Source organism: Paenibacillus sp. FSL P4-0176 (genome assembly GCF_037975265.1).
GTDB lineage: Bacteria > Bacillota > Bacilli > Paenibacillales > Paenibacillaceae > Paenibacillus > Paenibacillus amylolyticus.
In genome coordinates this window covers 1,829,382-1,841,833 of record NZ_CP150242.1, presented here as the reverse complement: position 1 = coordinate 1,841,833, position 12,452 = coordinate 1,829,382, and the positions used below count along the sequence as shown (strand labels likewise).

The following is a 12,452-nucleotide window of genomic DNA, read 5'->3' as shown; positions in this document are numbered from 1 at the left end:
CAGTTACCTCCTGTCTTTTAATTACTGAATTCTCTTCCATGAATGATCCATTGTACGGCATCCCAAATATCTTCTGCGATATAATCAGGTTCGGTCTCCATCCATTTGTCTCTGAATTTGGTTAATGAAGATTCCCCCCAGCCTGTTCGCACCATGATCTTGGTCGCTCCTACGGCATGGGCAGCAAGCATATCTGTATCTCCTACATCTCCAATAACGATACATTTGGATAAATCCAAACTGTGTTCCTCTGATGCCTGTAATAACATTCCGGGTTTAGGCTTTCTGCAACTGCATTCTTGCTCATGCGGACATATATAGGAGTGATCGAATCCGTACTCGCGAAATTGCTCTTCAAAATCCTCAACACTCGCTTCTCCACGTGAGATTCGATATTGATTCGTAAAAGCCAGTACCATAATTCCTTCTCGTTTTAAATGCATAATTGCTTCTTGAGCATTTGGGTATAATCTGAAATCTCTCGGATGAATAAAATGACCTGTACCACCAATTGTTCCATCTCTGTCTATAAAAACAGCTTGTACGTTTCCCTGTGGTTTCATTATGGTCTGTTCCCTTCTTAAAAAAATTTCAAGTCTTGTCGTTCATCTATACTTTCTCATCAATAATATGCTTGCTACCATCTTGCTGCTTATGGTGTTGCAATTTTTTAATTTCAGTTTTCAGATAGTGTACTTCTTTGATTAATACATCCAGCTTTTTCGATGTTTTGGATGAATCTATCGCATAACGTACAATTGCAGCAAAGATAAGAACGACAATTAAACATATAAGTGATACTACTAAAGCTCCATAAAACTCCAAAATGGTGTTCAACTCCTTGCTGTCAAAATAATATGTTATAAAACTCTTCTGAAAACCAAAACCATATCATCCCTAATATAACCATTATGGTGCCTAGTACTTTTAATATTATTTCGATATGTTTAGGGATATCACTATTAGGTGGGTTATCTTCAAACTCGTAATTCGGTTTAATTTTTCGATATCTCATCAGAACAAATATTTTGTATAGAAAATCAGGAAAGAAGTAACATGCAATGCCCACGACAAATACGGGAGTAGATAAATAACCAAAGGTACTGGTGGTCCATTCCATCTCTATTCCCTCCATATTCATCCTCTTGGCCTCTCTCATTCTTCCTCTACGAGAATATCAGCACAGCGAACAATCAACTCAGGCATATTCTCTCCATCAAATAGAACATGAAGCTCATATCCGTTATCGATCCGATACAGCTCTTGATACAGCCAGTAACTGCCTACAATCTCACCATCTTGCTTAAGGATTTCCGGCGCAACGAGCGTGAGTTTATTTATATTGGTGAAGCCCCCACGGGTGTCAAAACGAATGACCACTTCATCTCCCGTCAGTAGTTCCATCACTGTACAATCATGAAATTGAACCCGACTACGGATTTCATCGGGAATATCCTGCGCTAGAATGGCTTCCCTGTATTCATTCGATACACGCTCCATCTCTCTCCTATTTTCTGCACTCTGTTTCTTCAGCTGGAGCATAACTTCTCTCGTGCAATAACCCAACGTAAATACACGGATATCCGCAATTTGCTCATATATTTCCTTTGGTAATCGTTCTTTCTGGTGTTTGTAATCCCATTCCTGCATCTCTTTAAATGCAATTCTATGCTGTAGCTCGTCAAAAGGAGGCCTCACATCATAATCCGCGATTAATTTCTCGATCCGCTCTCTTTCTTCAGCAGGCATCTGATATACTTTTTTATCATCTTCCGATATTTCATTCCCACTAAGAAACTTTTCGGCAGGTACAAAAACATGGCCATTTTGCTCCAGCAAAAAACGAGGATCTGTATTATACATCTCACGCTGAAACTCTACATACTCTTTTTCTTTTCTCTTATAACGTCGCAGGAAAAGTGCTTCGTCCAATTCGTAAGTTCCTCTATGTACCCTCATCCCAAAATGAAGCCCTGTCTGCTGACAAAGCTCATACCATTCTTTAGTTCGATATCTCATATGCATCTCTCCTGTTGATTTATAGAATCTACTTTGCTATTGAAACTTAGAGCTTTTTAATTAGTGAGGACATGATCTCCTGCATCAGGCTCCTCGCCTTCTTGGGAATTCCCCAACTGGGTCATCATTTAAGCGCTCACCGCTCGTTAGGAATTGCTCATTGTTTTCATCGCTACTCCTCCAAAATCTTCAGCCTCAACGATTCCTTATACTCAACAGACGTACTGGTCTACCCCACGGTTTGAAAAAATTTATGTTTGATCTCTTTGTCGTTTCGCGCCGCCCATTCATACACTGATTCTACGCCTGCGGACTCCTGACCTCGTTGAAAATAAAAACATAGATCCATCGGCACTAACCGTTTACCATAGAGTTTGATGCCAATCCGTCTGTAATTCATATAAATACACTCAATCTGAGATGCATCATATCTCTGATGTTTCATAGAAATCACATGATCGCTTTCCAGCGTAATACTGGGTTTAGTGAAAAACAAACGCCAGAGCAGAAAAACGATGTAACCGAGAATAAAAGTCAATATAACGATCAGGAAGTACTTCATAATACCATTTTCATCATAAATAATATTTCTGAAAAACATAGCTTCAATGACCAACATACATAATAGGCTCAACCATGCTCTTGGATAAATCGTCTTGTATGTGATGAGTTCCACCTCCTAATTATTCTAACCATTAATCCGAAGCCACTCGGAAGGGGCTTTTCTGACAAAATGCTTTTCAACAAAATCCAAGATGTCTTCAATTCCGGGCAATGCCGCATTTTCTTTAGCTTCGTCAAACGTCATCCATTGGTACTCGGTATGTTCATGATTTAACCGGACAGGCTGGCGTTCATCCACATATCCTACGAATACGGGAGCGGTATAGATATACTCCCCCATGGGTGAATAATATTGTTCGAATTGATTGGCAGAATACAACCGGACTTCCGTAATACCTGTTTCCTCATGAACTTCTCTGAGTGCAGCTTCCCATGCCTTCTCGCCCTTTTCTATCCCGCCGCCAACATAACACCACTCGTTATGCAACATACGACCAGCCCGCTTTAGCATCAGTACACGGTATTGATCGAGGCTTTTCTTCAACAGAACTACAGCCACGCCTTCACAACGAATAGGGACTACCTGTTTCACGTGCTCCGCACCATTCAATTTCTCGCCCCCTTCTCTTCAGAATCGAAGTCCTCCAAAACTTTAAACTTATCTCCGTGGATTTTATCCAGATGCTCTTCTCCCCAATAACACAAATGGTCCAGGGCAGGCTTGAGTCCCCAGCCGTAGTCCGTCAACTCATATTCCACTTTGGGAGGTACCTCTGAATATACCTTGCGCTGTATGATCTCATCCTTTTCAAGTCCTCTGAGCTGTGTTGTCAGCATCTTCTGCGTAATGTCCGGTATTAACCGCCGAAGCTCCGACGTGCGTTTCCGTCCGGTCATCAAATGATAAATAATCAAAGGCTTCCACTTCCCACCCATTACTTCCAAGGCCGCTTCCACGCCTACTTTATATTTTTTTGGAGCACTCGTTTCTCCATGTTCTGTCATTTTTGAACCCCTCCATAAATAGGCTATCAAGGTGAAGCATGATCTTTTTTTCTGCTATTTTTTCCATTATTCAAATCTATTTCAAGGCATTCATTTAGGGTACTTTGATGTTCCTATGGCACTTCATTCTTCCTATAGAACATCAAAGTGCGTACTTCCAGATGTTTTCATACCTGTTTATAATAGCATCAGCCACTGATTTATGGCTACAAGACTGCAATCCAGAAAGGTAGTGAAAGATAAGATGAACGTACTCGTTGTAGTATCCCACCCAAGAAAAGACTCCTTGACCTTTCAGGTAGCTCAACGTTTTGCACAGGGTCTTACCGATGCCGGTCACGGTTATGAGATATTGGATTTGCATGGAATTGGCTTCGACCCAATTCTCCGAGAGATGGATGAACCAGACTATACCCAAGAAACTCAGGTGTTCTCGCCTGAGGTTGAAACCGAGATGAAGCGATTGAAGAAACACGATGCTGTGGCTTTTGTGTTTCCTCTCTGGTGGTGGCATCTGCCAGCCATGTTGAAAGGTTATGTGGATCGTGTCATGAACAACGGATTTGCCTACGGCGCGAACAAGCTCTCTCATAAGCAGATATTGTGGATCTCTCTTTCGGGTGTGACGGAAGAACAGATGCATAAGCGCAACTATGGTCAATCGATCACCAACCTGCTCAATGTGGGAATTGCCGATTACTGCGGCGTGTCCCAATCGAGGGTTGAGTTTTTATATGAAACGTTGGAATCCAAGCCTGAGCATTATGAGGCACTGCTGAACCATGCACATCACTTGGGACTGAACTATGTCAACGATATTCCGACTCCATGATCGTATGAGAAAAAAGGTGTGAACCTAATATGAATTCTGAAGTTTAGTGGTACGTTCAATAGCGGATTACTATACTTGAACACGGCAAAAAGGTCGCTCCGAAGAGCGACCCTGCCTGTGTGTCTTGCATTATTTTACTGTCGAGAGAAGAAACTTCTCCAGCATAGTGATATCGGTAATACTATGGTTGCAAGCTGTGTTATCCATGCATACGTACTGGGCAATGGAAGAAAAGTTATCCGGCGAATGAGCCTTGGTCTTCACGTTGAAGAATCCGAGCTCCTGATGACGATGACAGAACATGCAGTACCCCTTTTTGTTCGTAGGTGTAATCCGTCCCTCAATACCGAGGAATCTGCCTTCGTACGGGTACACGATGAACAAACGGCTCGTCGCAATGTCAGTCCATCTCAGATAGGTTGTGTGTGCGTAATCGATGGATTCGAGATCGGGCACTTTGAGCTTCTTGGCCTTTGGAAAAAGCTTCTGAATCTGCTTCGCTGATACTTGCGGATATGGAATCAGATATGATTCGAGCTGGTTCAGATACGTCTGCAATTCATGTGTCGTCTCATACGTGGATAACTGCTCCAGCAGTTGCTTCTGCTCCGAAGTGAGTTCATCGAAGATGCTCACCGCATTTGTGCCGACCGTATAACGGACGGTTTCCAATACTTTGGGATCCACAACCGAGCGTAGCGTTTTAAGCAGGAAATCAGCTTGTTTTTGAATATAATTAAATTGATGATTCTGAATAAATGGTGTTTGCATGGCGTTCAGCCCCTTATTTTTATTGGAAGAACAAATAAGGTGCAAAGCCTGCGGGATGTAACATTATGTTGATGTTGATTCCAGGGCAACAATCTCATTTTTGTCGCGCCCTACACAAAGTCCGCCCCTATTCAGGCTTTGCGTAAGGCTTTCTAGCGAACGAGCAATCCGGCATTATCCATATTGCCACGTCATAACCCCCAATGCAGTAGATATACAGGAATTATAGCAGGGCAGCATAGTGTAGGCAACGGGCTTCGTTCCAATTTCCTCTGTTCAAGAAATATGATTACATCTCAGGCTTTCTTCCCATTCTCCACGAAATGATCTACCGCTGACTGCTCAATGGCCAGTCCTTCCGTGTAACGCTCCATGAACAAGGCAAATCCATTCACATCCGTGCTATTTGGAGAAACCTCTTGTCCTTCTGCATCAATAAACACCTTGGTAGTAAGGTACTCCGCCAAACCCTCGTGCTGCTGCTTATTAACCATGTAGGAAGCCAAAATAGCCATTCCCCATGCGCCACCTTCACCAGCGGTAGACATGACCGACACGGGAATATTCAGTGCGGATGCGCACATTTTTTGAGCGACTAGTGGGGTTTTGAACAATCCGCCATGCGCCCAAATGTGCTCAATCGTTACGTGCTCCTTCTGTGTGAGAATATCCAGCCCGAGCCTTAGTGCAGCAAACAGATGGACTCTCATAAAGTTTGCCAGGTTGAAGCGGCTCTCTGGAGAACGTACGAACAACGGACGACCTTTTGCAATTCCTGTAATGTTCTCGCCTGAATAGTAGCCATAGCTCAGTAAGCCACCGCCATCAGCGTCAGCTTTCAGTGCTTCATTGAACAACACACTGAATAACTGGTTCATATCGGGCTTCTGTCCCATCGCCTCATAAAACTCACGGAACAAGTCGACCCAGGCATTAATATCGCTGGAGCAGTTATTCGCAAGAACCATAGCCACAGGATTGCCATCAGGTGTAGTCACGATGTCAATCTCAGGGTATACCCTAGATAGGTTTTTATCTAATACAATCATGGCAAAAATCGATGTACCTACGGAAATGTTACCCGTACGTTTTTGGACGCTATTCGTAGCAACCATGCCTGTTCCAGCATCGCCTTCCGGAGGGCAAAGTGGAATATTGGATTCCAGATTACCTGATGGATCTAACAGTCGGGCACCAGCTTCACTAAGATATCCGGCATGTTCACCGGCAGTGTACACTTTAGGTAAAATATCTTTAAGATTCCACGTGTAGCCTTTGTCGGCAATTATATCGTCAAACTTCTTCAACATATCTTCATGGTATTCCAGTGTGGATTCATCAATTGGGAACATACCTGAGGCATCCCCTATACCAATAGCTTTACTGCCAGTTAACAGCCGATGTATGTAACCCGATAACGTCGTAATATAATTGATGTTCGTAACATGCTCTTCTCCGTTCAAAATCGCTTGATACAAATGTGCGATGCTCCAGCGCTCTGGAATTTTAAACTGGAATTTCTCGGTTAGCTCTGATGCAGCCTTACCCGTTGTGGCATTACGCCATGTACGAAACGGAACCAATAACTCCCCTGTTTGATCAAGTGCAATGTAACCCTGCATCATAGCAGAACATCCGATTGAGCCAATTTTTTGTATCGTTACACCATAATTTTTTTCAACCTCTTGCTTTAATTGATGATAGGTTTGTTGCAACCCATGAATCATTTCATCCATAGGGTAAGTCCAGTAACCGCCAATCAATTGATTTTCCCACTCATAACTGCTTGAACAGATGGTATTAAAATGGTGATCCATGAGTACAGCTTTGATTCGTGTGGATCCAAATTCAATACCTAGCGAAGTTTCTCCCCTGACTGTTGCTTGTTTCAAGTTTTGATCCATCATCGTATTCATCCTCTCTCAATTTGGAATTCGCCCGATTCGGAAATAGTTGATTTGAATAGCCCAAATCAAGGTGTAAATTTCATGAAGAAAGAGCAGGATTGGAGCTGTAACGGACAATTACAAAGTTAATACCGCCTGTACTTCGCCACATGCCAATATTTCACCGGTTTGAATAAAACCAAGAGAGTCATAAATTTTCTTCGCAACTACATTTTCAGGTTTGTAGGTGAGTTCTACAACTTTGGCTTTTCCACGTGGAAAAGTTCTCGCATACTCGATTGCTTTTACTACCATTTCTTTACCATATCCCTTACCTTGGTATCGCTGGTCAATCATCATCTTGAAGATGCCATAACTGCTATATTCAAAATTGCCATCCCCGTCATCATAGTACATCGAAATAAAACCTACCATATTGTCTTCCTTATAGACTGCAAAAGTAATAATAATCTGCCCCTCATCTGAGGCCACGTACGCTTCAGCAAGTGCATGTTGGTTCGAGGATATGAATCTTTGTTGATCTGGAGTGACTTTAAGTTCAATACATTCGATAAAATTATCCCAAGTTATTCTTCTAAATTCCATTTTGAATTCCCTCCCGCACTCATCATCATTACTATTTTCTTCCTATTTTGTTGCACTAATATAGCTCAATTTAAAAATACGATCATACATATATGTGTAAGAATCGTAATACTCAAGCGCCTTTTTTCTCTCTTCGTGGAAAGACTTTAATCTTTCCTTGTCCCCGGTATGAACATAGGCTATTAACTCAGTACTCGCTTTTTTATATGATTCCACACTATAACCCGCATCAGAAAAATCAAAGGAATTATAGTCTTGTACTGGAGTAAACACCTCTGGACGGATCCAGCCCTTAAATTCGGCTTCCTTTATTAACTGTTGTAATCTGGAGATGTCAACTTGCTCTTCTAATATTACTTTACTAAGAACATCAACCACTTCTTGCTCGATCTTGATGAATTTGCTTGTGAATTCATGATTGGAAAGATGCATCTCTATTAAATTTTTGGTGTAATGAGAATAACTATTCACTAGATTAAGCTTGGAATTCTTATACTCTACCGCAAATCTTGCATCACGAAGAACACTGGCCGGGATATAAGCACGATTTTCAATTATTTTGACTTCTGTCCCTGCCCTGGTCTTTAGTTCTTTTCCATTCAAAAATATACTTATCTTCTGTGGTGCGCTTGTCGCTGCAAAAGCAAGAGAAGCGCTTACTAACGACAAAGCAAGAGTAACAATTATTATTTTTTTCACTTCGTACACACCCTCTGATATGAATAATAAAGATAAGTTTCAATCAGCTATCATCGTACCATTTTATTCAAATAAAGGTAATACACTACATATATGCAACGTTCTTTATCCATACACAAAAAGAAGCCACCTCCCTGGCCTTCCCCAGTTCAGTGACTCCATTTTACAATCCTATTCATTCCCTACATTTAACTACTCCTTAACAGCCCCAACCACGATCCCAGTAACAAAATAACGTTGCAGGAACGGATACACTAACAAGATCGGCAGCGCGCTGATAAAGATCTGCGAAGCCCGAATCGTCCGTTGGGACAGGTTCTTCACCGCTTCTGGATCAAGCTTCGACATATCCGCTTGCACGATGATCGTCTGCATGAATGTAGCCAGTGGAAGTTTTTCCGCATCACGGATGTAGATGATTCCGTCAAAGTATGCGTTCCAATGCCCAACCATCATGAAGAGCGAAACCGTTGCAATAACGGGTACCGAGACAGGCAGATAGATTTTGATAAACGTTTTAAAGTGTCCTGCTCCATCGATGAATGCCGCTTCTTCCAGATCCTTCGGAACGGTACGGAAGAAATTCAGCAACAGAATGATGTTAAATACCGCAACCAATCCTGGCAGGATCAAGGCCAGCAATGTGTTCATCAGTCCCAGCTTCAGAATCAGGATGTACCCCGGAATGAGGCCACCGCTGAACAGCATCGTGATGACAAAATACCAGAGATAGATGTTACGTGCGCGGAACACCCGCGTCTCTTTGGAAAGTGCATAGGCTGCAATCGTATTAACGATTAACGCAAGTCCAGTACCAAGTACCGTCCGCTCCACAGATACCCATAAGGAGGAGAGGAAGTTGGTATTGGCAAATGTCTTCGCATACGCCTCCAGTGTAAATCCAATTGGCCAGAACGTTACGAGACCAGCATTTGCAGGTGCGGATGCGCTAAGTGATACCATGAGCAAGTGATACAAAGGCAGCAAGCAGAGCAGTGAAAGGATGGTCAGGAACACATTGTTGAATATGCTGAATATGCGGTAAGGCATCGTTTTATGATACATTCGTTTGTCATCCTTTCTAGAAAATTCGATATCCGGCGAATCGGTAAGCCAGTCGGTACGAGATCACAATCAGGATCAGGCTGATGACCGATTTGAACAGATTCACAGCGGTAGCGAAACTGAACTGCCCACTAAGCAGACCTTCTCTATACACAAACGTATCGATAATATCTCCTTGTTGATAAATTAACGGACTATATAAGTTAAAGATCTGGTCAAAGTTGGCGTTAAGCACATTACCCAGTGCCAGCGTTGCGATTACGATTCCAATGGGAATCAGTGCCGGGATGGTAATATACATCGTTTGCTTCCAGCGTCCTGCACCGTCCACCTCAGCCGCTTCATACAGAGCCGGGTTAATGCCGGACAATGCCGCGAGGAAGATGATTGTGTTGAAACCAAACTCTTTCCAGACATCACTCGCAATAATCGTGAACCGGAACCAGCTGCCATCCCCCAGGAAGAAGATCGGCTTGATACCAAATACGGATACCAGGAACTGATTGACAATACCCGTCTGGGCCAGAATATCGATCAGGATACCGGATAACGTTACCCATGACAGAAAGTGTGGTAGATACACGAGCGTTTGAATCGTTCTTTTCAGCGCCATCTTCCGTACCTCGTTTAGCAATAAGGCGAAGACAAACGGAATGATCAGATTCATGACAATCTTCGTGCAGGCAAAAAATAGCGTGTTCCACGTAATTTGCAGGAAGTAATCATTTTCCCACATGTACCTGAAGTGCTTTAGTCCTACCCATTCGGAATTGAAAAATCCCAGTGCAGGTTTATAATCCTGAAATGCCATCAAAATCCCGGACATCGGAATGTATGAAAATATAAAGACCATAATGGCCGCCGGCAACACCATGAAGTGCAGAATCCATGGCTGTTTATAGCGTTTTTTTCTCTTTTTATCCAGCTTGTTCCCAACGTTTGCCTGCGGAACCCGCTTACCCTCCAATTTAGCCTCCATAGCACTGCTCCTGTTCCCAAAAAAAGTTTTTGTGTGTGATGGGGTTCTCTGATATAAATAGTATCAAGCCATACTGAGGTCTGCTATATAACATTGTTAGGCTTGATAGTGTTTTGTTAGGGCCATCCTAGGAAGAGGTTAATTTACACACGAATTTAAAGGAGACTTTTCATGTATATATGGAAGCGCTTAATGCCTTTTCAAAATAAAACCAGATCCCGATTCAGTCTATTCGCCAAAATAAACTTGTTAATTGTGGTCTTATTCATCCCCATTCTGATCATGTACACCTACTCGAATAACGTCACCTATGATGTCGTCAGCAAAGAATTGCAGATCTCCAACACAAAACAGCTCACGTTTCTGTCCAGTCAGATCGACTCCCGTATCAATCAGATGATGGATTTCAGCCTGATTCTCTCCCGAGATCCGAATGTCAGAGCCTTCAACGGCCTGAACATGTGGGATGATCGATATGACCGGATGCAGACCCGTTATGTGATTCAGGAGAAAATGACGCTTCAGACGAGCGTTACCGATATATGGCCTACCCGATATGCGGTGTATTCACAGCAGAATGAGGATGTCATCGCCAACTACAATCGAACTACCGGATATGATGAGGCGTATTTGAAAAAAAATATGAGCGGACAATGGACCTATGGGGACCAAAGTGCCGAATCACAAGATGAGATGAAATCCTTCTACTGGTTCTTTACGGACTCCCTTGCCCAACCAGGAATGCTCACTGGAAGCAATCTGGTGATTGAAGCCAGCTTCAGCTATGAGAACATTCAGAATATGCTGGATACGTATAAAGCCGGCGGACAAGGTGATCCTTTCTTATATCACAAAGGAAATGCACCCATTCTGAATCGCAGCGCGGACAAACAGTTATCCGCAGCACTCACTCAGTATCTGGATACGCACTCGCCAGAGGATACCACACAGGACGTGGTCGAACTGAACGGAAAGAAATATCTGGTTAGCTCCGTGAAGTCCACCTATCTGGATTGGCATCTGGTTGACGTCATCCCGCTGTATCAGATTTTGAAACCCATCTCGCTCAGTCAGAATCTGTTCTACACCTGTATGATTTTGCTGCTGGTGGTGGGTATCTCTGCGTCAATCCTGCTGTACCGAAATGTTCAATATCCGATCAAAAAGCTGATCAAAGGTTTACGCCGTGTAGAGCAAGGGGATTATTCTGTCCGACTGTATAGCAAAAACCAGAATGAGTTCTCATTCCTGTTCCGCCGATTCAACGATATGTCCCATCAGATTCAAGATCTGATCGAAAATGTATTCCATGAGAAAATTAGAGCCAGGGAAGCTACGCTGAAGCAATTACAGGCGCAGATCAATCCGCATTTCCTATATAATTGTCTTGGTTATATCATCAACATGGCCCAAATGAAGGACGAGCAAGCCGTCGTCTCCATGGCGCATAACCTAAGTGCGTATTATCGCTACACCACCCGTATGGAACGGGAGACGTCGTCGCTACAAGAAGAGATCAAGCTGCTGATCAACTATCTGGATATCCAGAAGCTGCGCAATGGTCGCATTGAGTATCACATCGATATCCCTGAAGATATGCTTGCCCAGTCGGTGCCACGATTAATGCTTCAACCGATGGTCGAGAATTCCGTCATACACGGCGTGGCGAAGTCCTATTCATCCGGGGAAATCCGAATTACCGGGGAGCGCTTGAATGGTTTTGGCCGAATATACATCGACGACGATGGTCCAGGCCTAAGCCCGGAACAGTACGAAGCGCTAAACTTGAAGATGCAGGAACCTTTACAAGAAGAAATGGGCTGCGGCCTTTGGAATACGCACCAACGAATCACGCACCTGTTCGGCAGTCATTCCTACCTCCTATTCGGCCCATCCCCACTTGGCGGATTCCGAACCGAAATCATCTGGGAGATACCAAAAGAGGACACAGATTCCGATAAAGGTAGTACAGATATGAATTGATATCGATACTAACGATAAGTTGACATTTGATTTTGAACAAACC

15 protein-coding genes are annotated in these 12,452 nt (G+C 43.1%); 2 read left to right on the top strand and 13 right to left on the bottom strand.

The features are described from left to right. Positions 1 to 17: 17 nt before the first annotated feature. The 7 genes from MKY95_RS08475 to MKY95_RS08445 all read right to left on the bottom strand — a co-directional run bounded on the left by MKY95_RS08475 (position 18) and on the right by MKY95_RS08445 (position 3,588). On the bottom strand, positions 18 to 563 hold the full coding sequence (locus tag MKY95_RS08475; RefSeq protein ID WP_036610494.1) for an HAD-IIIA family hydrolase: 546 nt from the start codon (positions 561 to 563) through the stop codon (positions 18 to 20). Positions 564 to 609: 46 nt separating this feature from the next. Further along, positions 610 to 837 carry a hypothetical protein gene (locus MKY95_RS08470; protein ID WP_155985067.1) on the bottom strand — a complete coding sequence of 76 codons (228 nt, stop codon included), beginning with the start codon at positions 835 to 837 and terminating at the stop codon, positions 610 to 612. A gap of 10 nt (positions 838 to 847) precedes the next feature. Further along, complete coding sequence (locus tag MKY95_RS08465; RefSeq protein ID WP_143781019.1) at positions 848 to 1,141, bottom strand: hypothetical protein; 294 nt, start codon at positions 1,139 to 1,141, stop codon at positions 848 to 850. 14 nt (positions 1,142 to 1,155) lie between these two features. Continuing rightward, positions 1,156 to 2,019: a DUF4085 family protein gene (locus MKY95_RS08460; protein WP_036610499.1), complete on the bottom strand. Its 864-nt coding sequence runs from the start codon at positions 2,017 to 2,019 to the stop codon at positions 1,156 to 1,158. Between the two features lie 229 nt (positions 2,020 to 2,248). Further along, positions 2,249 to 2,695, bottom strand: a complete 447-nt coding sequence (locus tag MKY95_RS08455; RefSeq protein ID WP_143781018.1) for a hypothetical protein — start codon at positions 2,693 to 2,695, stop codon at positions 2,249 to 2,251. Positions 2,696 to 2,707: 12 nt separating this feature from the next. Then, positions 2,708 to 3,193: an NUDIX domain-containing protein gene (locus MKY95_RS08450; RefSeq protein WP_051447169.1), complete on the bottom strand. Its 486-nt coding sequence runs from the start codon at positions 3,191 to 3,193 to the stop codon at positions 2,708 to 2,710. Then, on the bottom strand, positions 3,190 to 3,588 hold the full coding sequence (locus MKY95_RS08445; protein WP_036610505.1) for a helix-turn-helix domain-containing protein: 399 nt from the start codon (positions 3,586 to 3,588) through the stop codon (positions 3,190 to 3,192). The genes MKY95_RS08450 and MKY95_RS08445 overlap by 4 nt, the downstream gene beginning before the upstream one ends. Positions 3,589 to 3,832: 244 nt before the next feature. Here MKY95_RS08445 and MKY95_RS08440 point away from each other — a divergent pair, with 244 nt between their 5' ends. Continuing rightward, complete coding sequence (locus tag MKY95_RS08440; RefSeq protein WP_339199931.1) at positions 3,833 to 4,420, top strand: NAD(P)H oxidoreductase; 588 nt, start codon at positions 3,833 to 3,835, stop codon at positions 4,418 to 4,420. Between the two features lie 129 nt (positions 4,421 to 4,549). On the opposite strand, the gene MKY95_RS08435 is transcribed toward MKY95_RS08440, so the two are convergent. From MKY95_RS08435 to MKY95_RS08410, 6 genes are all read right to left on the bottom strand, one after another. Further along, positions 4,550 to 5,191 (bottom strand): elongation factor G-binding protein, encoded by a 642-nt coding sequence (locus MKY95_RS08435; RefSeq protein WP_036610511.1) that lies wholly within the window; start codon positions 5,189 to 5,191, stop codon positions 4,550 to 4,552. A gap of 296 nt (positions 5,192 to 5,487) precedes the next feature. Continuing rightward, positions 5,488 to 7,095 carry an FGGY-family carbohydrate kinase gene (locus tag MKY95_RS08430; protein WP_339199929.1) on the bottom strand — a complete coding sequence of 536 codons (1,608 nt, stop codon included), beginning with the start codon at positions 7,093 to 7,095 and terminating at the stop codon, positions 5,488 to 5,490. A 120-nt stretch (positions 7,096 to 7,215) separates the two neighbouring features. Next, positions 7,216 to 7,683, bottom strand: a complete 468-nt coding sequence (locus MKY95_RS08425) for a GNAT family N-acetyltransferase (protein WP_036610514.1) — start codon at positions 7,681 to 7,683, stop codon at positions 7,216 to 7,218. A gap of 42 nt (positions 7,684 to 7,725) precedes the next feature. Beyond that, positions 7,726 to 8,382, bottom strand: a complete 657-nt coding sequence (locus MKY95_RS08420) for a hypothetical protein (protein ID WP_036610519.1) — start codon at positions 8,380 to 8,382, stop codon at positions 7,726 to 7,728. Between the two features lie 192 nt (positions 8,383 to 8,574). Continuing rightward, positions 8,575 to 9,447 carry a carbohydrate ABC transporter permease gene (locus MKY95_RS08415; protein WP_036610522.1) on the bottom strand — a complete coding sequence of 291 codons (873 nt, stop codon included), beginning with the start codon at positions 9,445 to 9,447 and terminating at the stop codon, positions 8,575 to 8,577. Positions 9,448 to 9,463: 16 nt separating this feature from the next. Continuing rightward, complete coding sequence (locus tag MKY95_RS08410) at positions 9,464 to 10,321, bottom strand: ABC transporter permease subunit (protein WP_179086446.1); 858 nt, start codon at positions 10,319 to 10,321, stop codon at positions 9,464 to 9,466. A 276-nt stretch (positions 10,322 to 10,597) separates the two neighbouring features. Here MKY95_RS08410 and MKY95_RS08405 point away from each other — a divergent pair, with 276 nt between their 5' ends. Continuing rightward, a complete protein-coding gene (locus tag MKY95_RS08405) occupies positions 10,598 to 12,409 on the top strand; it encodes a histidine kinase (RefSeq protein ID WP_051447170.1) in 1,812 nt (603 codons plus the stop codon). The last annotated feature ends 43 nt before the right edge of the window (positions 12,410 to 12,452 follow it).